This is a genomic window from Vibrio penaeicida, from assembly GCF_002933855.1.
In the GTDB taxonomy this organism is placed as follows: domain Bacteria; phylum Pseudomonadota; class Gammaproteobacteria; order Enterobacterales; family Vibrionaceae; genus Vibrio; species Vibrio penaeicida_A.
Map to the genome: position 1 here is coordinate 1 of NZ_BFAQ01000060.1, position 23010 is coordinate 23010.

Sequence of the window (23010 nt, forward strand, 5' to 3'; positions counted from 1 at the left end):
CCATCTCTGCGTTCGATAGCCAGTTTCCACGCTACCGCCGATTCTACTTGGTCACATGGACGCCATGTGCTCATGTTTGGCGTTAGGCGTAGAGATGCCACTTGCTCAACCGGTTGGTGAGTCGGACCGTCTTCACCCAGACCGATAGAGTCGTGCGTGTACACTTGAATGTTCTGCACTTTCATCAGTGCTGCCATGCGCATCGCGTTACGCGCGTATTCCATGAACATGAGGAAAGTCGCGCCGTATGGTACGAAGCCACCGTGCAGAGCAATACCGTTCATGATGGCCGTCATACCGAACTCACGCACACCGTAGTGAATGTAGTTGCCCGATGCATCTTCCGCCGTCAGTGATTTAGAACCAGACCACATGGTCAGGTTTGAAGGGGCAAGGTCAGCCGAGCCACCCATGAATTCAGGCAAGATAGCCCCGAACGCTTCCAGCGCGTTTTGCGACGCTTTACGTGACGCAATGTTAGCTGGGTTGGCTTGAAGGTCTGCGATGATTTGGCTTGCTTTCGCTTCCCACTCTGCTGGTAATTCGTTGTTTACTCGGCGTTTGAACTCGGCGGCAAGCTCTGGATATGCTGCTTCATAAGCTGCAAATTTCTCGTTCCACGCTGCTTCCTTAGCTGCGCCTGCTTCTTTCGCAGACCACTCTGCGTAAACTTCCTGCGGAATTTCAAAAGGACCGTGCTCCCAACCTAAAAACTCACGTGCTGCTGCAATTTCTTCATGACCTAATGGTGCGCCGTGACAGTCGTGAGAACCCGACTTGTTTGGCGAACCGAAACCGATGATGGTTTTGGTACAGATAAGCGTCGGACGAGGGTCCGCTTTGGCCGCTTCAATTGCTGAGTTGATGGCGTTGGAATCATGACCGTCTACGGCTGGAATAACATGCCAGCCGTATGCTTCAAAACGCTTAGGGGTGTCGTCGGAGAACCAACCTTCTACTTCACCGTCGATAGAAATGCCGTTGTCATCCCAGAACGCAATCAACTTGCCCAAGCCTAACGTACCTGCAAGAGAACATGCTTCGTGTGAGATACCTTCCATCAGACAGCCATCACCCATGAAGGCGTAAGTAAAGTGGTCCACGATATCGTGACCGTCTTTGTTGAACTGCGCAGCAAGCGATTTCTCTGCCAGTGCCATGCCCACGGCGTTAGTGATGCCCTGACCAAGCGGACCTGTCGTGGTCTCGATGCCCGGCGCGTAACCGTACTCAGGGTGACCCGGTGTTTTTGAATGCAGCTGACGGAAGTTCTTCAACTCTTCGATTGGTAAATCGTAACCTGCAAGGTGCAACAAAGAGTAAATCAGCATAGAGCCATGGCCGTTTGACAAAACGAAACGGTCGCGGTCTGCCCATTCAGGGTTAGTTGGGTTGTGGTTTAGGTGAGAACGCCACAGTACTTCGGCGATATCTGCCATACCCATTGGTGCACCTGGGTGACCAGAGTTTGCAGCTTGAACGCCATCCATGCTGAGGGCACGAATAGCGTTAGCTAGCTCTTTGTTTGAAAGAAGGTTACGAGAAGACATGTCTGCTCCTGAATGCATTAAGCGAATTGAAAGAGAAATTGTGAGGGCGTATTGTCGCAAAGCACAATAGGTGCTGCAATCGATTTACCTACCATTTCGTGACATTTGCTACCCTTTTCCTACATTCCACGCGAACATCTTCGAAAACACGTTTACTTGCGCAAACGGTTGGTTATGAGATATGTACAAAATTTGCTTGAATTCTATCAATTCGAAATTAGAATAGACGTCTAGATGTAGAAACACCTACATAAATTAATGTAATTAAGCGAGATGGATTTGAATAATCGGTCTCTCAAACTTTAAAAGTGGAGCTATCATGGCAAAGCACCTATTCACTTCTGAGTCAGTTTCAGAAGGTCATCCAGATAAAATTGCAGACCAAATCTCTGATGCCGTCCTTGACGCAATTCTTGAGCAAGATCCTAAAGCTCGCGTAGCGTGTGAAACCTATGTGAAAACTGGCATGGTAATGGTAGGTGGTGAAATTACCACTTCAGCTTGGGTTGATATCGAAGAGCTGACTCGCCAAACCGTTCGAGAAATCGGATACGTACACTCTGACATGGGCTTTGATGCCGATTCTTGTGCAGTACTGAACACCATCGGTAAACAATCCCCAGACATCAATCAAGGTGTCGATAAAACGGATCCTAAAGAGCAAGGCGCAGGCGACCAAGGCATTATGTTTGGTTACGCGACAAATGAAACTGATGTATTCATGCCCGCTCCAATTACGTACTCACATTTACTGGTTCAGAAGCAGGCTGAAGTCCGTAAAAACGGTAAGCTTCCATGGTTGCGTCCTGATGCAAAATCTCAGGTAACCTTCCAGTACGATCAAGGAAAAATTGTTGGTATCGATGCGGTCGTACTTTCAACTCAGCATTGTGACTCTATTTCTACGCCTGACCTGCGTGAAGCAGTTATGGAAGAAATCATTAAACCTGTTTTGCCTTCTGAATGGCTGAACAAAGAAACCAACTTCTTCATTAACCCAACTGGTCGTTTTGTAATTGGCGGTCCTATGGGAGATTGTGGTTTGACTGGTCGTAAGATCATTGTTGATACCTACGGTGGTGCTGCTCGTCACGGCGGCGGCGCATTCTCTGGTAAAGACCCATCAAAAGTAGACCGCAGTGCGGCATACGCGGCGCGTTATGTTGCAAAAAACATCGTGGCAGCAGGTTTAGCTGATCGCTGTGAAATTCAACTTTCATACGCTATCGGTGTTGCTGATCCAACGTCTATTATGGTGGAAACGTTCGGTACTGAAAAAGTGCCACACAACATCATCATTGAAGCGGTTCGTCAGAACTTCGACCTACGTCCATACGGTCTCCAAGAAATGCTGAACTTACTTCAGCCTATCTATAAGAAGACAGCGGCTTACGGTCACTTTGGTCGTGAAGAATTCCCATGGGAAGCAACAGACAAAGCAGTAGTACTGCGTGAGTTTGCTGGCCTGTAAAGTTCTTAACCTTCCTAGCACATAACTTATTCAAAAGCCTCTGATTTTCAGAGGCTTTCTTATATCCAACAACTATCCATTTCAGCTCTATATATCCGCTACGTCATAAATTTGAATTTGTGGGGATTTTACGTGCCTAGATCAAAGTCATGCAAACGTTAACCCGATAGATTGCAGAGACGCACTAAATAAATATCATTCTCTGCTGCTCATGCTCCATTGCCACTGCCGCTCTGTCCAGTTACAAAAAGCACTTGTGCTTCATACATCGGATCTTCAAATTCAAAGAAATAAATACTGGGCAATTATCGGGAGGTCAGAAGCAGCAGGCACATATCGCTAGAGCCTTATACCAACAAACCGTACTTATGGTTTTGGATGAACCGCTCAAACCACTGTGTTTGTTGTCTGTGCAATTGCGACTTCATGCTTTGTCTCGATCATCCGTGTCGTGGGTTTTATCGGTCTGATGGAGAGAAGCGAGATAGCGACTATCAAACGGAGAGACAGTATACCTAGGAGACCTCAAGGTACTTAGATATAAAACGTAGATTGTAATGTAAACAACCCTCAGGGAATCAGGTGAAACTCCTGAACTGTACCCGCAGCTGTAAGCGATGAGCGTTTTACGAGCCACTGAATCAAAGGATTTGGGAAGGAGTAAACCGCAGCGAGCACCTCGACACCGTAAGTCAGAATACCTGAACACACATGAATACCGAGCGGGATTACTCAAATACCTTTTACTTCCTTGTGAGATCAAGGGAGCGCTCTGTATTCAAAAAAGTTCGCTAGCTTAGATGAGAATACAGTGGTCACGAAAGTTAAACGCTCAAAAAACAAGTCAGAACTCCGAAGTGGATTTACCACAGGAACTTGCGCCGCAGCGGCTAGCAGAGCAGCGGTTCAGACTCTCTTGACAAGCCACCAGCCTGACTACATTTCCATCATCTTACCTAACGGTGAACCCGCTACGTTTAAAGTGGCTTTTATCCACACAACAAAACAAACAGTAACCGCCAGTGTTATTAAAGATGCGGGCGACGACCCTGACTGTACTCATGAAGCGCACATTCAGTGCATTGCTCGATGGCAACCTACTCCCGGGTTCACCATAGAAGGAGGGGTTGGTGTCGCGCGGGTGACACTACCCGGTCTGGAGCTTCCAGTTGGAGAAGCGGCCATCAACCCAGTTCCACGCAAAAACATTCTGGATATGGTGATGCTGGAGTGGAATCAGTCCACCTCATCGCAAAGGCAAGCTGCGGGCATATCTTTGGAAATTTGTGTTCCAGATGGTGAAGAGCGGGCTAAGGAAACGATTGGCCCAAGGCTGGGGCTCATCGGAGGTATCTCCATTCTGGGTACACGCGGCACGGTGAAGCCCTACTCAACATCCGCGTTCTCGGCATCTGTCCGTCAATCGGTTCAGATCGCTCGGCAGAATGGGCAGAACCATTTAGTGCTTACTACTGGGTCGCGAACGGAAAAATCAGCAATGACCATGCTCCCCGATTACCCTTCAATGTGTTTTATTCAGGCTGGGGACTTTGTCGGCGTAGGGCTTCGCTCTGCCAAACGCTATCAGGTAGATAAAGTGACCGTCGTTGCCATGATTGGCAAGCTCGGAAAAATGGTGGCAGGGCACATGATGACTCATGTTTCAGGCAAAGCGATCGATTTTTCACTGCTGGCTGATCTCGCCATTCAGGCAGGCGAATCGAGTGACTTTGCCAACGAGGTCAGGCAAGCCAATACGGGAAGGCATGTGCTTGAAATATGGAAAGAAGCGCAAAGCACTCGCTCAGCTCCTAACTCTCTGTTTTTATCCGTTCTGTGCCAACAAGCGGCTGAACATGCCGCCATCTACGTGAAACACGCTGTGAGTATCGAATTCAAACTGATCGACTTTAATGGCGATTTACTGGCGAAGCACGCTTGTCCGAAAGGGGATATACCGAAAACCCCAGACTCATCAAATACCCATGCCACTCAACAGGAGGCTCAATGACCAATGATATGCGTCAAATGACCAAGCAAGGGCAGCAAATAGAAAGTGACTCGTTCTCGATCATCGACCACGAAATAGAGACGCTTCACGGGGGGCATTCTTTTCAAAAGGGTGAATGGAATGTCGTTCGTCGCGCCATTCATACCACAGGCGATTTCGAATACGCACAGCTCTATCGATTCAGCGACAACGCCATTGATACAGCAATTTCCGCACTTAAATCTGGCGCCAATATCATCACGGATGTCAGCATGATCGTCACAGGTCTGAATCTGGCTCGGCTAAAAGTTTATGGTAATCAAGCACACTGCTTCATCAGCCATCCCGACGTAATCAAATCCGCAAAAGCGACTGGAGAGACACGTGCGATTCACGCCATGCGTTATGCACGAGATAGCGGACAACTTGACGGTGCCATTGTCGGGGTCGGGAACGCTCCAACTGCTTTACTGGAACTGCTTCGAATGATAGAAGCTGGCGAGGCAAAGCCCGCATTAATCATTGGTATCCCCGTGGGTTTCGTTAAAGCCGATGAATCCAAACAAGCACTGACAGAGCAAAATCAGGTGCCTTACATTGCGAGCCTGGGTCGCAAGGGGGGCAGCCCGCTGGTGGTGTCCACCATCCACGCTCTGCTCGCGGAGTCGATACAATGACTTGCGCGACGTTACCAAATGCCGCTGTCACGATAGTTGGCGTGCCCGAAGACGGGTGCCTGAGCTTAAGCAGCCGAGCAGTGAATGCCGTGGAATCGGCAAGAGTCATCGCAGGTAACGACCGTCTTCTGGAGTGGTTCCCACAATTCAAAGGGGAACGTTTGTCCATGAATCAGGGCTACCAACCTTGGTTTGCCCAGGTATTAGAAGAAAGTGAGGAAGGTGGTGTTGTTGTGCTTGCCTCTGGCGACCCGCTTTTCTTCGGTATCGGTCAGTCGATATTGAACAAGCTGCCTCATCACGAAGTGCGCTTTATTCCCTCCCCGTCATCCATGCAACTGGCCTGCAGTCGAGTCGGGCTCCCGTGGCAGGATATGAAAGCCATCTCGCTGCATGGCCGTAAACAGCATGACGACGTCATTCAGGGGCTCGCCAGCCAAATCCAGTGGGGAACGAGTTACTGCCTGTTAACCGATGCTCATAACCACCCCGCACGAATTGCGGCACATCTTATCAACTACACCCAGCAAGGCTGGCAGGTTTGGGTATGTGAGAATCTGGGATCAACCGAAGAAAAAGTTACGAAATGGTCGTTAGACGATCTTGCCAGATGTGCTTCAGAGGACTTTTCTTCGCTCAATATACTGATTCTACATAGATCGGAGCCTCATGCCTGGGGGATAGCTGGTCAGTACGCCAATGATGATGACTTTATGAAGCGAACCCCCAAACGTGGGCTAATCACTAAGCAGCCTGTTCGCCATTTAGCTCTTGCGTCAATGCGCATACAGCCCCAATCCGTGGTATGGGATATCGGTACGGGTTCTGGCTCTGTCGCTATCGAAGCGGCGAAACAATGTTATCTGGGGCAGGTGTTCACCATCGAGTCCAATCCGGAATGTTACGAGTCAATCGAAACCAACCTAAAAGCTCACGGCACAGACAATGTCAGATTGATTAAGGATAAAGCGCCTAACCAACTTGAACATCTCCCAGCACCCGACAGCATTTTTGTTGGAGGAAGCCGAGGCAATATGAAGTCAATTCTGGATACCTGCTGGGAGGTACTAAAACCCGGAGGTGTCATTGTTGGCTCTGCCGTCACGGTCGACTCTACCTGCGAGCTTCATCAGTGGAGCAAAGAGAACCAGGCACCGACTCACGTTCAGCTGATTGCTGTTTCTAACGGAGTTCCTCTGGCGCATTACACACGTTATCAGGCAGAGAACCCTATTCACTTATTCACATTCACCAAACCGCAGGCTGGATAAATACCGCGGTCAGGAAAACACAACATAAAAATACAATAATGAGAAAGTCAAAATGAAATTAGGAACTATGTATGCGGTTGGTGTGGGTACAGGCGACCCAGAGCTATTAACGCTAAAAGCACACCGTATTTTAAGCCAAGCTGACGTCGTTGCCTTCCCAGAAAAAGACGCCGGGAGTCAGCAGTCCTTTGCTCAACACATTGTCGATGGCAGCCTTAGAAGAAGCGACATGCAAGGTGAAGTGTTGTTTCTTCACTTCCCGATGACGCGAGATCCCAATATCAATATTCCCGCCTGGCAAAAAGCCGCTGAAACTATTGCGTACCTGCTAAGGCAAGGTAAATCCGTCGCGTTTGCGACCGAGGGCGACCCTTCCGTCTACAGCACTTGGGCTTATATTCAGGAAGAGCTTTCTGAGATTTTGCCCGAGCTCGATCCAGTGATCATTCCGGGCATTACCTCGGTTACGGCAATCCCATCTCAGACCAAAATCCCACTGGCAGACGGTCAGGAGCGTTTCTGTGTGGTTCCCGCCACTTGGGGGCTGGAATGTCTTGAGAGGCTAGTAATCGACTTCGACACCATCATGCTCATCAAGGCCGGTCGAGTTATTCCTAAGCTCACTCAACAGCTTCAGGCTATGAACATGCTGGATTGCGCAACCTATGTTTCTCACGCTACCACCGAGCAACAGGAGGTATACACCGATCTTAACGATGTGCCGAATGAGCACCGTTATTTTTCAATGGTTCAGCTCTCTGTCCGCTCACGTCGCGGAGTACTTCGAGGTACAACGCAGTCGCAACCCTGTGCCGTATTTGAAGGCAGGAGAGCCTGATGAAGATTGCGATTTATGCCATTACTTTGCACGGAGCAAGGCAGGCTCGACGGCTGGCACAAACCTATCCGTTTGCAGACGTGTTCGTCGCACCTGTGGGGAAAGAAGAATACCCAGATGCCAATATTCTTACCTTACCTTTATCTGGCTTCTTTACCGAAAAATTTGCCGATTACGACCACCATATCTGCTTTTTCGCAGCAGGGATCGTTAGCCGAATGATAGGCCCCCTTCTTCGGGACAAACGAACCGACCCGGGGGTTATTTGCATTGATGACCACGGGCAGTTTGTGATTCCAATGCTTTCAGGTCATCGAGGCGGAGCAAATGCCATTGCACTGCATATATCACAAGCGCTTAGTGCCACGCCTGTGATTACTACCGCATCGGATGTCGCTGGCAACCTGTCGGTTGATATGTTGGGAGCCCCTTTTGGCTGGACGCTCGCTCCTGAGTGTGAGCCAGCCATCACGGCAACCAGTGCTGCCGTCGTCAACGAGAAACGTGTATTGATTGTTCAGCATTCTGGTGAACAAAACTGGTGGCAGCACAAACGCTCTATGCCCCGACACATCATAACGCACCCGGATTTGTCTCATGCAGATCTCACGAAAGTGGATCCTACTGAATGGGATGGACTGGTGCTTATTTCAGATGAGGAGACCCCAAAGGGCCATGCGTTGTGGCAAAGCAAAACCGTACTGTGGCGACCTAAGTCATTAGTCCTTGGTATTGGATGCGATCGCAATATCCCGCTGCAGGTACTTCAGACGGGCATTCATCAATTTCTTGAAGAGCATAACCTGTCTAAATACAGCATTTCTGCACTGGCAAGTATCGCATTAAAAGCCAACGAACAAGGTATTTTGGCGCTCTCTGAACAGGAGCAGATTCCATTTCATACTTATTCTGCCAGTGAGTTAGATGGAGTGGCAGGGATTGAGAACCCTTCGGATTACGTAAAGAAAATTACGGGCGTTTCATCAGTGGCAGAAGCGTCTGCTCTCAAACATTCTGCCCGTACTCAACTCCTCGTCCCTAAATGGAAGTTCAAGCAGGATGGCTTCAACATGACTCTTGCTTGCTGTCGCATCACTTATGACGAACCTCTTGCCAAAAAGAAGTGGAAAAACTGGCTCGACAAAGACGTCAAAATCAATCTGCATGGCAACGAAGTGGTTGATGGATTTCAGTGCAAACCCAAGCACGTCGATCTCAACCGCCCCATGCTTTATCACCGCCACCACATTCTGCTCTGCGAGGGAGGACGCTGCGCAAAAGAAGGCAGTAAGAACCTCGCTCATGACCTCAGGCAAGTGCTCAAATCACTTGGTTTTGCCAGTGGAGAGCAGCGAATCAAAATCAGCCGTACACACTGCGCAGGCACCTGCCGAAACCGTGCGGCGATGGTGATCTACGAACGCCTTCAACCCAATGAAACGCCCATCAACAACGGCATATGGGTGAAAGGGATTGATCAGTTCACCGAGCAGGCCTGGAAAGAACTTTTCACACATCTGGTCGAGCGTAAGCCACTCAAACAATGGCTCGCTCCGCAATACATCGCACCTATCGAAAGTGCCGATGACCAAAACAAGCTATAAGACCAATACAAACAATAAGACCAACACAAAAATAAGGATAGTTAACCCATGAAACGACTTCGTCATTACAATCAAGGCACCGCCATTGTTCTTAGCTGCTTTGGCAGTGTGATTGAACAGCAGCGGTATGAAGACTTGGCTGAGCGTGTTCGCGAGACCTACCCCGACATTCATGTTCGTGTTGCCACCAGCTCGAAAATGGTGATCAAAAAGCTGGCGCGTAAAGACAATCAATGTTTTAGCCTTCCGCAAGTTCTGGCTGATCTCGATACGCAGGGTTATGAGCGAATTCTAGTGGTTTCTGTCTATCTGTTCCCGACCGATGAACATCGATACCTGACATCCATTGTCGACGGATTCAAGCAATTCTCCTTAGCTCGTATCGAGCAGACACCAGCCATCATGCACCACAGCCAGCTCGCCACCCGACTGATTTCTGCCCTGCACGAACGTTTCATGCCCAGAGAGCATTTTAATGTGTTCATTCATCACGGTGCCCCAATGCTCGACAACTCGGGGCATCAGGCGATTCACTACAGCGCTGACTTTCTGAGTAGCCTGTCTGAACGCAACTTCGCCTGTTCACTCGAAGGGGCGTGGCCTTTCCAATTGCTGAAAGATGAAATGCTCCGACGCATAAAAACGCTCCATACCGGCGGTGGCAAGCCAGTACTGAACTTAGTTCCGTTACTTTTGGTTTCAGGTAACCACTTTATTAATGATCTCAACGAGATCAAAAAAGCTTTGTCTCAGGATGCCGAAGTTAAAATTGCCGAACCTGTTCAAGGTGACAAATTCTGTATGCTGGACATGCCTGAGCTTCTGGACGTTCTCGACAGGCAAATTAAAGAAGGATTGATTCGTCTGAACGCTCCCGAAGGAGTGCTCTAGCCATGGCAAAATTAACCTTGGTTGGTCTTGGACCGGGCTCTATTGATCTTGTTACACCAGCTGCGCAGCACGCTATTAAAACCGCTGATGTGGTCGCAGGGTACAAGGCGTATGTTGAGCTTATCGACGCACTGATTGTAGAGCAGGAAGTCATCCAAAGTGGGATGACACGCGAGTGGGATCGGGCGCAGGCGGCGGTGGAAGAAGCCGCCAAAGGCAAGCAAGTGGTTCTGGTGTGCTCAGGAGATTCGGGCATGTACGCCATGGCGCCACTGGTGCTGGAGCTGCTTGAGCAAAACCCTCAATTAAATCAGCAAATTGAGTTAGATATTATCCCCGGAATTACCGCAGCCAACGCATGTGCATCATTGGTTGGTGCTCCGCTCGGTCACGACAGTTGCACCATCTCTTTGTCGGATCTGCTCACCCCTTGGGATGTGATCACCAAGCGCATTGAAGCCGCTGCTATCGCTGATTTTGCCATCACGTTTTATAACCCGAGATCCAAAAAGCGAACCCAACATATCGAAACTGCTCGTGAGATCTTGCTGAAACATAAAGATCCAAGTACACCCGTTGCCGTCGTCAATGCCGCCTACCGCGAAGATCAGCAAGTCACACTGACTACTCTGGCTGAATTTACTCAGGTGGAATTTGGTATGAATGCGGCAGTAGTAGTTGGCAATAGTAACAGCTATCGCTTTGGTGACTGGATCATCACCCCCAGAGGCTACACCAATAAATATCAGCTTAAAGACGGGTCGGTACTCGACGGGCAGAAACGTGGACACTCACTGAAAATCAAAGATGAGGTGAACTGACATGACGGTTTATTTTATTGGTGCTGGTCCGGGCGATCCAGATTTGATCACCGTGAAAGGAGCAAGGCTTGTCGAAGAGTGCCCCGTTGTGGTTTACGCAGGTAGCCTGGTGCCCAGAGCGGTCATTGATCGCGCTCGACCTGATGCGCAGGTTTACAACTCTGCGGACATGGATCTGGATGATCTGACTCGTGTTTACCAGATCGCTCACAAAAAAGGGGAACATGTTGCCCGAGTTCAAACTGGTGATCTTTCTATCTACTCATCGTTGGCTGAACAAACTCGCCGCTTAAATGAGCTAGGAATCGACTGGAAGGTCGTACCTGGGGTGAGTTCATTTCAGGCCAGCGCCGCTGCACTCGGGCAAGAGCTGACGCTTCCGGAAAAGTGTCAGACCATAATCCTCAGCCGAGCATCAGGTCGCACACCTGTTCCAGAGAAAGAGAACTTGCGCTCACTGGCGTCTCATGAGGCAACGTTATGTTTATTTCTCAGCGCCACACTCATTCGCAAAGTCGTGAGAGAACTGTCCGATGTCTACCCACCTGACTGGCCCGTCGCAGTGGTCGAGAAAGCCAGCCATCCTGAGCAACGCATTTTCCGTGGTACATTAAGCACCATTGCTCAAATCATGCATGATGAGGGGATTCGCTCAACCGCAATGATTATTGTCAGCAAAGTGCTGGGCGACAACAGTTTTGTCGATTCAAAACTTTATGACCCCACGTTCTCACACGCCTGTCGACAGGCGCGCATCGTCACGAATGAATCTGAGTAATTGGTAGCTGAAGATAAGGAAAAACAAATGGAAACCGCTTATTGCTCCGCTCTGGTTGTCGGGGCACCGTCATCTGGAAGTGGAAAAACCACTGTTGTTGCTGCGCTGGCGCGAGCACTGACACAACAGGGAAAAAAAGTTCGCGTCTTTAAAACGGGTCCGGACTTTATCGATCCTCAGTTTCTGTCTATCGCTTCAGGGGCTCCGGTCTATCAACTGGACTTATGGATGTGCGGAGAAGAAGAGTGTCAGCGTTTGCTCTACAAAGCGGCACAGGAAGCGGATGTTATTCTTATCGAAGGCGTAATGGGTATGTTTGATGGCAAGTGCTCAAGTGCTGATATTGCCGCCAAATTTCAGTTACCCATGCTAGCGGTGGTGGATGCTGGCGCAATGGCACAAACCTTTGGTGCTTTGGTGCATGGTTTGTCGACTTACCGGGATGATGTTGATGTCTTTGGGGTAGTAGCGAATCGTGTGGGATCAAAAAGGCATTCTGAAATGCTGAAAGAAAGCCTGAAACCAGAAACCGCTTTTTGCGGTTGGTTACCCAAAGATATGGATCTTTCACTACCCGAGCGTCACCTCGGACTGGTGCAGGCACAAGAATTGGATGACGTAGAGCAACGGCTGAATCGCGCTGCCCAATTGATTAACGAGTTTGGTGACATTCCCTTACCCCCTCCCCAATCATTTCATCTACCTGTCCAATCCAAACCAGAAATCACAGGCACACTAGAAAGCCAAACAATTGCTATCGCCAACGACGCCAGCTTTGCTTTTCTGTATCAGGCGAACATTGACCTGCTGGAATCATTAGGCGCAACGCTGAAATACTTTTCGCCCCTTGCGCAGGACGAGCTACCCCAATGTGATGCGCTATACCTACCAGGTGGCTACCCAGAACTATATATGGAGAAACTGGCGAGCAACGAGTCTCTGAATCAACAGATCCTTGAGCACATCAGGCAGGGAAAGCCTTGTCTTGCCGAGTGTGGTGGCATGCTTTATCTCAACAAAACACTGACAAATAAGAGCGATCAGACGAAAAATTTAGTGGGCGCTTTGAATGCCAACGCTTATATGCAAAATAAACTGGCTGCTCTAGGCATTTTGGAAGCCAGTATCCATGGTCAACCATTACGCGGACACACTTTTCACTATTCAAAAACCGTTAGCGAAGAAAAAGTACTGACCGAACCACTCTCTCAATACGGAACCCCAACCGATCCTGTATGGGTAAAACACGCCACAGTTGCTTCATATGTACACTGGTATTTTCCTTATAATCCTGATCTTATTGTAAAAATCTTTCGAGGCACTTTATTCTGAAGTCAACCCATCTCTCTTGCGATCAATAACAAATCCCAGAATTGAGCCGAAAGAAGTTTGATATTTATCTGCGGATAGTTAATAGTTAACATAATGTTAACAACCTTTCTTAAAGAAAGGATATTGTTAGCGTTGTAACGTCGATGTGCCGCATACAAAATTGATTGCCTGCGAGACATCGAGTACCTATGAATGAAGGGTGTGTGCCCCCGGTTGAGAAAGTTGAACCACTAAAGGTCGGCACGCCTTGGGGAAATTCAAACTCGGTTTTGTGAGTAAACTCCACTCCCGTTGAGTACTCCGGAGTTCAAACAGAATCGGTCATGGAGGGTCTATGCCTCGTACACTCAGTCCAAATGACGCATCTGATAAAAAAGAACACGTCATTCCAGATTCAGAATACGCCAAAACCATACCTTGTAACAAAGTCGGCATCACTGAGCCTTTTCAATGGCTTGCAATGGCCGTTCACGACCTAATGAGAACACCACTTATCAGCGCATTTTACGGTTTATGCTTTACCGCCGCTGCGATAGGAGTGGTTGGTTTAGTCTACTGGCAAGGCACTCATCTTGTTGTATTGCCAAGCCTTATCGTTTATATGCTCATCGGTCCTTTCCTCGCTCTTGGACTATATGATGCTGCTTGGGAGCTCGAGAAAGGTCATAAACCCCGGTTAATGCATTCAATACATGCTATTGGGAGAAACTCCGTCTCTCAGTGGGGGTTTGCCCTCATGCTCAGTATTGCCATGATTTTCTGGATGCGGATCGCAGCATTATTGCACGCTTTATACCCTTCTGTTGAAGGGGCACCTATTTCTGAGTTCTTACCGTTTCTTGTTATCGGATCTTTAATAGGGGTTGTACTTTCTACTATTATTTTCTGTATATCCGTCTTCTCTATTCCGATGATGATGGAACGCAGAGTCGATATTATGACTGCCATATTTACAAGCTTTAACGCGGTTAAATCAAACATCCCAGCGATGATTGTCTGGGCTGCTATTATTTGTGGTGGTTTGATTATAGGCTTTGCCACATTCGGACTTGGAATGATGGTCGTAATGCCAATATTGGGTTATGGAACATGGCACGGCTATGAAGCGACGATTCAACGCCGGCATCATTAACAAATAAGCAGATTTAAGTACAATAACAGCCTCAATCTAGAGGCTGTTATTTTATGCAAGATCCCACAACACACTACTTGATCGAACAAATCATCAAACAGTGCATCAGAAAAGCAGAACGTGTATTTCACAAACCCTTTGTGCAGCCTACCTGGAACTTTAATGTCAGGGGTAAAGCCGCTGGAAAAGCGTATCTTCAACAATGGGAAATTCGCCTTAACCTCGCTTTATTTAAAGAGAATAAGATAGCCTTTCTACAAGAAGTTATCCCGCACGAAGTCGCACATCTGATTACCTACCAATGCTTTGGTCGAGTCAAACCCCACGGTAAAGAATGGCAATATGTCATGGAATCTGTATTAGGTATCCCAGCAAAAACAACACATAGCTTTGACGTTACAGGGGTTCAAGGGAAAACGTTCGAATACCAATGTGGTTGCCAAGTCCATCCCTTATCTATCCGTCGACACAATAAGGTTCTGAGAGGAGAAACCAGTTATCGCTGTAAAGCCTGTCAGCACGACCTCAAATTTACAGGCACTCAATTGTCTTAAGTTTGTTAATTTCTTTTATATCTATAGATAAAAATATCACGTAGTTGCTAGACTCAGGTTATTAATAATCCTAATTATCAATAACTATGCGTCTACTATATTCTTTTCTTGCATTGGTTCTCTTCAGTGCCACCACCATTGCTGCCCCACCCTCATCATTTTCAAAAGCCAAAAGAGAAGCCGTTAAAATTTACGCTGATCATCCAATTAGCTTTTACTGCGGATGCGATATTCAATGGAAGGGGAAAAAAGGCGTACCTGATCTAAAAGGGTGCGGTTATGAAGTACGGAAACAACTAAAACGCGCTTCTCGAATTGAATGGGAGCACGTAGTACCTGCGTGGCAATTTGGTCATCAGCGACAATGCTGGCAAACTGGCGGAAGAAAGAACTGCACCAAAAAAGACAAAGTTTTTCGCTCAATGGAGGCTGACCTTCACAATTTGACTCCCACCATTGGCGAAGTTAATGGCGATCGTTCCAATTACAACTTCAGCCAATGGAATGGCGTCGATGGCGCGACTTATGGTCAATGCGAAGTACAGGTCAATTTCAAACAAAGAAAGGTTATGCCACCAGATAGAGCCAAAGGATCTATCGCACGTACATACCTTTACATGAGTAAAGAATATGGATTTCGCCTTTCTAAGCAACAAACCAATTTAATGAAAGTGTGGAACACGCAATTCCCTGTCGATGAATGGGAATGCACGCGTGATGAGCGCATATATAAGATACAAGGCAACCACAATCCTTTTGTTTACGAGAATTGTAAGAGCTGAGTAAAAAGCCCCGAAATTCGGGGCTTAATAAGTTGTTCTAGTGCTTTCGCCCTATATCATCTAAATAGTCATACGGATGTTTAGAAACATCAGATTTTGACAAACCCATAAAGGAGCTTGAACTATTCTGTGTACGTGACTCACACCAACCAAGACCTGGAGTCAAAGTACTGACATCAGCCACAGTGGATGGCATATTTGAAATCACTTCAGACTCTGTTTTCCCAGTTAAACGTTGAGCAACGAATATAGTCTTTGTCCGCACATTGTCATCTGCCAAACGGTGCCTTTCTCCCCACAAAACTTTCCAATCATTACAGGTATATTCTTTAGTTTTAGGGATAGATATGAACGCGACATCAGAAATCGCACCGTACTTTTTAAACATCATATATGACTCAAACAACGTTGCTACATCTTCTCGGTTAGTTGAATAGCCGTAAAAAGCCGCAGCACCATCGGGCTTAAACTCACTTCCCGCAATTTCTCCTGTTGAATTTCGAGCTTGATCAGTCATTGACTTGCCATGGAAAGCAATCTCCGCTGCTACCAATAACAATGATGAAGTTAATGGGTGGCTTGATTGCAGTTCAGTGTGGACTTTGTTGGCATTATCACGCATTGCACTGAAAACAGAACCGCTGTCACCAACCTGTGACAGGTAAGCAGGAGGAAGGTAGTCATTAGCATGAGCCAGTTCATGAGCTAATAGTCGGAACAGTCCTGGTGCAATATGATGGGATGCACGCCACGCATTATTCGCTGAATGGTAGGTATTGCTGTAGGTTACGTATTCTTTACTATTTGGATAAATAAAACGATTAGCACTATCGTAAGTGAACTCTGAACTAAAGTCAGAACGGAAGTCATCCTGCTTATAAATCGAATCCCACTCTGCTTTATTCTGCCACAAATATCTTGGATCGATATAAATAGCAGCGGTATACGTATGATAGAAAGAAGGTCTGATATCATAACTCAAAACGATAGCATTGAGAGGTTTAAACAGGTTTAGGAAATCCTGATCGTTGATACTTTTTAACGCATTAATAAAGTTATCACCCATCCAATTGTGAGAGACAACTAGTCTTTCTTGGATATCTGAAATTGAAAGGTCTCCAGGCTTCTCAACACCAATTGGACGAATTTTATCTAGCGAACAAGACTGACGCTTCTTGTAAAGTTTGACACACTCAAGCATATCATTCGATAAAGCCGAAGTTTGGTAAGTCGAAATTTTATCTAAACTTGGATCTCCCTTTATGTTTGGCGATGCCAGGCTACCTGGGTTTTCTGAAGAACTCCCACCACCACACCCAGAAAGTAATACCATCAAAGCACCGCCTACAGCTAACGCATTCTTTTTTTTCATCTTAACTCTATTTATATTTTTAAAATCAATGAGTAAGATAAAATAGAGCTCTCCGTAAATACAATTGGTAAATATAAAAAGTTCGAAGACAACCATATTTTTGCTGGCAAGCTTGTTTTTTTCCTTTCACGCATCCATGTTAATCACTAAATACGTGTCATGCAGGAAACAAAATACATGCGAATCCCTCGAATTTATCACCCCGAAACCATCAATGAACTCGGCTTGGTGAAATTAAGCGATGACGCAGCAGGTCATATAGGCAGAGCGCTGCGCATGAAAGAAGGGCAAAATGTATTGTTGTTTGATGGCAGCAATGCTGAATTTCCTGCAATCATTTCAGAAGTCAGTAAAAAAAATGTCACGGTAGACGTTCAAGAGCGTGTCGAAACCAGTATTGAATCACCGTTAAACATTCATCTAGGACAAGTTGTCTCTCGTGGTGAAAAAATGGAATTCACCATTCAGAAATCCGTTGAATTGGGTGTAAACACCATTACCCCTTTGATTTCTGAACGATGTGGCGTAAAACTGGATACCAAGCGATTCGAAAAAAAGCTGGCACAATGGCAGAAAATAGCCATCAGTGCATGTGAACAATGTGGGCGCAATACCATTCCAGAAATTCGTCCCATCATGCAGCTTGAGCAATGGTGCGCCGAGCAAAGCGACGCTCTGAAATTGAATTTACACCCAAGAGCCCAATACTCAATCAATACCTTACCAACACCTATTACAAGAGTAAGATTATTGATAGGTCCTGAAGGCGGATTGTCTGCAGAAGAAATCCGCATGACAGAAGAATACCAATTTGAAGAAACGTTGCTTGGTCCTAGAGTATTACGGACAGAAACCGCAGCGTTAACCGCTATTACTGCATTACAAGTTCGCTTTGGCGACCTTGGATAAACGGAGATATTCGAATGATAAAAGTCGGCATCGTAATGGATCCCATTGCATCGATTAACATCAAAAAAGATTCTAGCTTTGCAATGATGTTAGAAGCTCAGCGTCGTGGTTGGGAAATCCACTATATGGAGATGAACGACCTCCACTTGGATCAAGGCACCCCTGTTGCCGACACGAAAGTGGTTACTCTGAAAGAAGATCCTTCTGGTTGGTATGAATTCCAATCAGAACAAACGATCGAACTTTCAGAACTTGATGCCGTTTTGATGAGAAAAGATCCTCCGTTTGACACAGAATACATCTACGCGACGTACATTCTTGAGCGAGCGGAAGAAAAAGGAACTCTGATTGTCAACAAGCCACAAAGCCTACGTGATTGTAACGAAAAGCTGTTTACCGCATGGTTCCCAGAACTTACGCCAACCACAATCGTTACTCGCAAAGCGGAAAAAATTCGCGAGTTTCAAGCCAAACATGGTGATGTAATCCTTAAGCCATTAGATGGTATGGGTGGAGCCTCTATCTTTAGAGTGAAGCAAGGCGATCCTAATGTATCGGTCATCATCGAAACGTTGACCAATCACGGACAGAATTACGCAATGGCGCAAACCTTCGTACCAGATATCAGCAATGGTGATAAACGTATTTTGGTGGTGGATGGTGAACCAATGCCTTATTGCTTGGCGCGAATTCCTGCAGAAGGGGAAACTCGAGGTAATCTTGCAGCAGGTGGCACCGGAGTAGCAAGACCATTAAGTGAAACAGATTTACAGATAGCGAACGCTGTAGCTCCTACACTTAAGGAAAAGGGGCTTATCTTCGTGGGCTTAGACGTTATTGGTGACAAGCTAACTGAAATCAACGTAACCAGCCCAACTTGCATTCGCGAAATCGAAGCGGCATTCGATATTTCTATCACTGGTAAATTGATGGATGCGATAGAGCGAAGAGTCAAAAATAACTAAGGGCTGTGACCCTAAGCTCGACACTGGAGATATTATGAACTTAGCGAATCATTTTCTTGTCGCCATGCCCGGCATGCAAGACCCGTTTTTTAAACGCACCGTTGTTTACGTCTGTGAACACAGTGATGACGGCGCTATGGGCATTGTTATAAATGCTCCAATTGATATCTCCGTTGGCGGCATGCTTAAGCAAGTAGAGGTGCAACCTGTTCACCCACAGCTCAATACCGACAGTTTAGAAAAGCCGGTATTGAACGGTGGACCAGTTGCCGAAGATCGTGGTTTCATTCTCCACGAACCCAAAGATCACTATCAATCCAGTATTCAGATGACACAGTCTATTGCCGTTACGACATCAAAAGATATCTTGACCGTACTGGGCACAGAAGCAGAACCCGATCACTATGTAGTAGCATTGGGCTATTCTGGTTGGGAAGCAGGTCAGCTTGAAAGCGAATTGGCAGACAATTCGTGGTTAACAATTGAAGCCGATCCTAGCGTGATTTTTCAAACACCAATCCATGAACGATGGAAGAAAGCTGTTCAAATGCTTGGAATAGACGCAAGCCAGCTATCGTCGCAAATTGGGCATGCATAAGAGGTTGTTTACACCTCTCACAAAACGAAATACATTGAGATATTCATGACTTCACGCACCATCATGGCCTTTGATTTTGGTACCAAAAGCATTGGCAGCGCCATTGGACAAGAAATTACGGGTACAGCCAGCCCGCTAAAAGCATTTAAAGCCAATGATGGCATTCCAAACTGGGATGCCATAGAAAAGCAAATTAAAGAGTGGCAACCAAACCTACTGGTTGTCGGCTTACCTACCGACCTACATGGGCGTGATTTAGAAACCATCACACCTAGAGCTAAAAAATTTGCGAATCGATTATTTGGGCGCTTTGGGGTGCCTGTAGAGCTGCATGATGAAAGACTTTCCACCACAGAAGCCCGCTCAGAGCTTTTTTCCATGGGTGGCTACAAAGCCTTAAGCAAAGGAAACGTAGATTGCCAATCTGCTGTTGTTATTCTAGAAAGTTGGTTCGAGGCACAGTGGGCTAGTTAATTTAGGCATAGTCTAAATTTTGTGTAAGCAACAAATAAAAAGGGAAGACACCATCGTCTTCCCTTTATTCTTTTATTCTGTTTTTCAAAGGCATTAATTCATATCGATCTTCACACCATCCAATGCACCACCAGAGAAGTCGCCTCCTCGATTGGTTTTCAGCATTAGTCTTAAATCGTTTGCGGAATCGGCACTGTGCATGGCATCTTGCTCTGTAATCTTGTCGGCAACCACCAGCTCGTACAAACACTGATCGAAAGTTTTCATACCCGATTCATTCGATTTCGACATTGTCGCTTTCAGCTCATGCAACTCTCCGCGACGAATAAGATCAGATACCCTTGGCGTATTCAATAAGATCTCAAACACCCCATGACGCCCTTGACCGCTCTTATCACGAATCAATTGCTGTGCGATCACTCCTCGAAGGTTCATGGAGAGATCAAATAGGAATTGCTCCTTTTGCTCTTTAGGCACCAAATGAAGAATTCGCTCTAGCGCTTGGTTGGCATTATTGGCGTGTAGAGTCGCCATGCACAAGTGCCCTGTCTCAGCAAACGTCATGGCGTATTGCATGGTTTCTCGTGAACGAATTTCACCTATCAAGATCATATCTGGCGCTTGCCGAAGGGAGTTCTTCAACGCAATTTCATATGAATCGGTATCCAGCCCAACTTCACGCTGTGTGATGATGCATTTGTTGTGCTCGTGAACAAATTCAATAGGGTCCTCAACTGTCAAAATATGACCTGTGCGGTTCTGATTACGAAACCCTGTCATGGCTGCCATGGTGGTTGATTTACCTGACCCTGTAGCGCCGACCACCAGCACTAAACCACGTTTAGCAATAGACAAGTCTTGTAAGATATCGGGTAATCGAAGATCCTCAAAGGTAGGTATTTGAGTTTCAATTCGACGTATTACCGCTCCTGGTAATTCACGTTGGAAAAAAGCGCTGACCCTAAAGCGCCCCACATCGCGAACAATCGCAAAGTTGGACTCTTTATTTTTACGGTATTCGCCCCGTCGCTCTTCATCCATCATGCTATCGAGCATGGAAAAGGTTTGCGTTTCTGTAAGCGCTTCCCCCAATGGCTGTAACTCGCCATGGACTCGCAATAAAACAGGTGCGCCAACGGTAATGTAGATATCTGAGGCTTTCTGAGCCACCATTTCAGATAAGACTTGATTCAGTTCCATAGTGCCACCTAAAAACCGAAGGAGTCGGATTCAAGCTTGGCTCGGACTTCATCTGCATCCACCACCCCTTGAGCAATCAGCTGCTTAGCGTGCTGCTCTGTCGTTTGCATTCCCATCGCCCCGCCCGTTTGAATCACAGAGTACATTTGAGCAACTTTGTCTTCACGGATAAGGTTACGAATCGCAGGTGTCGCTAACATGATTTCGTGGCACGCAGCTCGTCCACCACCCAAGCGCTTCAGCAACTTCTGCGAAATCACCGCACGTAATGACTCCGAAAGCATAGAGCGCACCATGTCTTTATCCGTGCCGGGGAAAACATCAATGATTCGGTCGACAGTTTTCGCGGCGCTGCTAGTGTGTAGGGTGCCAAACACGAGGTGACCGGTTTCTGCCGCCGTCAATGCCAAGCTTATGGTTTCCTTATCGCGAAGCTCACCCACCAGAATCACATCGGGATCTTCGCGTAATGCGCTTCGAAGAGCCGCATTAAAGCTGTGTGTATCGCGATGCACTTCACGCTGGTTAATCAAACACTTATTGCTTTGGTGTACAAATTCGATCGGGTCTTCAATCGTCAATATGTGCTTATTTTGATTCCGATTAATATGGTCAACCATAGCTGCCAGAGTCGTTGACTTACCTGAACCTGTTGGCCCGGTTACCAGAACGAGCCCTTTCTCATAATTGGAAATTTGAGTAAAAATATCTGGGGCATCAAGTTGCTCTAGGCTAGGCACTTCGGTAGGGATCGTACGGAACACCGCAGAACTGCCACGGGATTGGTTAAACGCATTGACACGAAAACGCCCGACATTTGGCAGCTCGAAGGAAAAGTCGGTTTCCAGTTTTTCTTCAAACTCTGCTCGTTGCGCATCGTTCATGATTTCAAAGACCAGACGATGAACATCGGCGTGAGTGAAAGCAGGTACACCTAACTTACGTACGTCTCCATCTACGCGAACCATTGGAGGAACTCCAGCAGAAAGATGTAGATCTGACGCATTATGCTTTACACTAAAATCCAGTAACTCAGCGATATCCATAAAAATCCTTAATTAAGTCAATTATGTGTAGTATTCAACAAAACATTCAGCAGATCACCGCACAAATTCGCAGTCTCGAAGAAAAGTGTGGTAGAGCTTCAGGCTCGGTGCAACTTTTAGCCGTAAGTAAAACAAAGCCCAATGCAGCCATTGCCGATGCACTCAAAGCTGGTCAGGTGGCATTTGGAGAGAACTACGTTCAAGAAGGTGTTGATAAAGTTCAGTATTTTGCTGAACACTATAGCGACAAAGCCATTGAATGGCACTTTATTGGACCGATACAATCCAACAAAACTCGACCTATAGCAGAAAATTTTGCATGGGTGCATTCGGTCGACAGAGCGAAGATCGCACAGCGTCTCAATGATCAACGCCCAGCAGGCATGTCAGCATTAAACGTACTGATTCAAGTGAATACCAGCGGCGAAGCGTCAAAGTCTGGCATCAACGAAGCGGAGCTGTTTGAACTGGCTGCATTGATAAATGACTTACCCAACCTCACATTAAAAGGGTTGATGTCAATTCCTGCGAACGTAAGCAGTCATGAGTCTCAGATAACCGCGTTTAACCAACTTGCTGCTCTAAAAGACAAGCTGGCAGAGAAGTACCCAGAAGTTGAGATGCTTTCGATGGGCATGAGCGGCGATATGGAAGCGGCTGTAGAAGCAGGTAGCACCATGGTACGAATCGGTACTGCTATTTTCGGCGCCCGAGATTACAGTAACAAGCAATAACAGAGTTTAAGTGATCAGAAG

23 protein-coding genes and 1 riboswitch are annotated in these 23010 nt (G+C 46.8%); of the genes, 19 read left to right on the top strand and 4 right to left on the bottom strand.

The window, feature by feature from the left end; all coding sequences use genetic code 11:
- Positions 1-1550: transketolase (gene tkt, locus VPNCDNU1_RS27180; RefSeq protein WP_104403286.1), on the bottom strand; the 1550-nt coding region annotated here is incomplete at its 3' end.
- Positions 1551-1869: 319 nt separating this feature from the next.
- Here tkt and metK point away from each other — a divergent pair.
- From metK to VPNCDNU1_RS27250, 14 genes are all read left to right on the top strand, one after another.
- Complete coding sequence (gene metK / locus VPNCDNU1_RS27185; protein WP_104403287.1) at positions 1870-3021, top strand: methionine adenosyltransferase; 1152 nt, start codon at positions 1870-1872, stop codon at positions 3019-3021.
- A gap of 254 nt (positions 3022-3275) precedes the next feature.
- Positions 3276-3491, top strand: a complete 216-nt coding sequence (locus VPNCDNU1_RS29215) for an ATP-binding cassette domain-containing protein (protein ID WP_237324235.1) — start codon at positions 3276-3278, stop codon at positions 3489-3491.
- 102 nt (positions 3492-3593) lie between these two features.
- Positions 3594-3724: riboswitch (cobalamin riboswitch) on the top strand.
- Between the two features lie 108 nt (positions 3725-3832).
- Positions 3833-5032 (top strand): cobalt-precorrin-5B (C(1))-methyltransferase, encoded by a 1200-nt coding sequence (locus tag VPNCDNU1_RS27195; protein ID WP_104403288.1) that lies wholly within the window; start codon positions 3833-3835, stop codon positions 5030-5032.
- Positions 5029-5688 carry a precorrin-8X methylmutase gene (locus VPNCDNU1_RS27200; RefSeq protein ID WP_104403289.1) on the top strand — a complete coding sequence of 220 codons (660 nt, stop codon included), beginning with the start codon at positions 5029-5031 and terminating at the stop codon, positions 5686-5688. Before VPNCDNU1_RS27195 ends, VPNCDNU1_RS27200 begins: the two co-directional genes overlap by 4 nt.
- Positions 5685-6959 (top strand): precorrin-6y C5,15-methyltransferase (decarboxylating) subunit CbiE, encoded by a 1275-nt coding sequence (cbiE, locus tag VPNCDNU1_RS27205; protein WP_104403290.1) that lies wholly within the window; start codon positions 5685-5687, stop codon positions 6957-6959. Before VPNCDNU1_RS27200 ends, cbiE begins: the two co-directional genes overlap by 4 nt.
- 52 nt (positions 6960-7011) lie before the next feature.
- The gene (gene cobI, locus VPNCDNU1_RS27210; RefSeq protein ID WP_104403291.1) at positions 7012-7797 is read left to right on the top strand and encodes a precorrin-2 C(20)-methyltransferase; all 786 of its coding nucleotides are present in this window, start codon (positions 7012-7014) and stop codon (positions 7795-7797) included.
- On the top strand, positions 7797-9401 hold the full coding sequence (locus tag VPNCDNU1_RS27215; RefSeq protein ID WP_104403292.1) for a cobalamin biosynthesis protein: 1605 nt from the start codon (positions 7797-7799) through the stop codon (positions 9399-9401). The genes cobI and VPNCDNU1_RS27215 overlap by 1 nt, the downstream gene beginning before the upstream one ends.
- 48 nt (positions 9402-9449) lie before the next feature.
- Positions 9450-10292, top strand: a complete 843-nt coding sequence (locus VPNCDNU1_RS27220) for a sirohydrochlorin cobaltochelatase (protein WP_104403293.1) — start codon at positions 9450-9452, stop codon at positions 10290-10292.
- Between the two features lie 2 nt (positions 10293-10294).
- Positions 10295-11113 carry a precorrin-3B C(17)-methyltransferase gene (gene cobJ, locus VPNCDNU1_RS27225; protein ID WP_104403294.1) on the top strand — a complete coding sequence of 273 codons (819 nt, stop codon included), beginning with the start codon at positions 10295-10297 and terminating at the stop codon, positions 11111-11113.
- A gap of 1 nt (position 11114) precedes the next feature.
- On the top strand, positions 11115-11891 hold the full coding sequence (gene cobM, locus VPNCDNU1_RS27230) for a precorrin-4 C(11)-methyltransferase (RefSeq protein ID WP_104403295.1): 777 nt from the start codon (positions 11115-11117) through the stop codon (positions 11889-11891).
- A gap of 27 nt (positions 11892-11918) precedes the next feature.
- Positions 11919-13223 (top strand): cobyrinate a,c-diamide synthase, encoded by a 1305-nt coding sequence (locus VPNCDNU1_RS27235; protein ID WP_104403296.1) that lies wholly within the window; start codon positions 11919-11921, stop codon positions 13221-13223.
- A 334-nt stretch (positions 13224-13557) separates the two neighbouring features.
- Positions 13558-14355 (top strand): DUF2189 domain-containing protein, encoded by a 798-nt coding sequence (locus VPNCDNU1_RS27240; protein ID WP_104403297.1) that lies wholly within the window; start codon positions 13558-13560, stop codon positions 14353-14355.
- 53 nt (positions 14356-14408) lie between these two features.
- A complete protein-coding gene (locus tag VPNCDNU1_RS27245) occupies positions 14409-14909 on the top strand; it encodes a SprT family zinc-dependent metalloprotease (RefSeq protein ID WP_104403298.1) in 501 nt (166 codons plus the stop codon).
- An 86-nt stretch (positions 14910-14995) separates the two neighbouring features.
- On the top strand, positions 14996-15691 hold the full coding sequence (locus VPNCDNU1_RS27250; protein ID WP_104403299.1) for an endonuclease: 696 nt from the start codon (positions 14996-14998) through the stop codon (positions 15689-15691).
- A 37-nt stretch (positions 15692-15728) separates the two neighbouring features.
- Here the strand turns inward: VPNCDNU1_RS27250 and VPNCDNU1_RS27255 are convergent, their stop codons facing one another.
- On the bottom strand, positions 15729-17063 hold the full coding sequence (locus tag VPNCDNU1_RS27255; RefSeq protein ID WP_104403317.1) for a hypothetical protein: 1335 nt from the start codon (positions 17061-17063) through the stop codon (positions 15729-15731).
- Between the two features lie 177 nt (positions 17064-17240).
- On the opposite strand from VPNCDNU1_RS27255, the gene rsmE reads away from it, so the two are divergent.
- Genes rsmE through ruvX form a run of 4 tightly spaced genes read left to right on the top strand, consistent with a single transcriptional unit; the run spans position 17241 to position 20009 of the window.
- Positions 17241-17972: a 16S rRNA (uracil(1498)-N(3))-methyltransferase gene (gene rsmE / locus VPNCDNU1_RS27260; protein ID WP_104403300.1), complete on the top strand. Its 732-nt coding sequence runs from the start codon at positions 17241-17243 to the stop codon at positions 17970-17972.
- Positions 17973-17986: 14 nt separating this feature from the next.
- Positions 17987-18937 (top strand): glutathione synthase, encoded by a 951-nt coding sequence (gene gshB / locus VPNCDNU1_RS27265; RefSeq protein ID WP_104403301.1) that lies wholly within the window; start codon positions 17987-17989, stop codon positions 18935-18937.
- Positions 18938-18971: 34 nt separating this feature from the next.
- Positions 18972-19535, top strand: a complete 564-nt coding sequence (locus VPNCDNU1_RS27270) for a YqgE/AlgH family protein (RefSeq protein WP_104403302.1) — start codon at positions 18972-18974, stop codon at positions 19533-19535.
- A 45-nt stretch (positions 19536-19580) separates the two neighbouring features.
- Positions 19581-20009: a Holliday junction resolvase RuvX gene (ruvX, locus tag VPNCDNU1_RS27275; protein ID WP_101112582.1), complete on the top strand. Its 429-nt coding sequence runs from the start codon at positions 19581-19583 to the stop codon at positions 20007-20009.
- 93 nt (positions 20010-20102) lie between these two features.
- On the opposite strand, the gene VPNCDNU1_RS27280 is transcribed toward ruvX, so the two are convergent.
- A complete protein-coding gene (locus VPNCDNU1_RS27280) occupies positions 20103-21209 on the bottom strand; it encodes a PilT/PilU family type 4a pilus ATPase (protein WP_104403303.1) in 1107 nt (368 codons plus the stop codon).
- A gap of 8 nt (positions 21210-21217) precedes the next feature.
- Positions 21218-22255 (bottom strand): type IV pilus twitching motility protein PilT, encoded by a 1038-nt coding sequence (locus VPNCDNU1_RS27285; RefSeq protein WP_104403304.1) that lies wholly within the window; start codon positions 22253-22255, stop codon positions 21218-21220.
- A 23-nt stretch (positions 22256-22278) separates the two neighbouring features.
- Here VPNCDNU1_RS27285 and VPNCDNU1_RS27290 point away from each other — a divergent pair, with 23 nt between their 5' ends.
- Positions 22279-22989, top strand: coding sequence for a YggS family pyridoxal phosphate-dependent enzyme (locus VPNCDNU1_RS27290; RefSeq protein WP_104403305.1), 711 nt, complete (start codon positions 22279-22281; stop codon positions 22987-22989).
- The last annotated feature ends 21 nt before the right edge of the window (positions 22990-23010 follow it).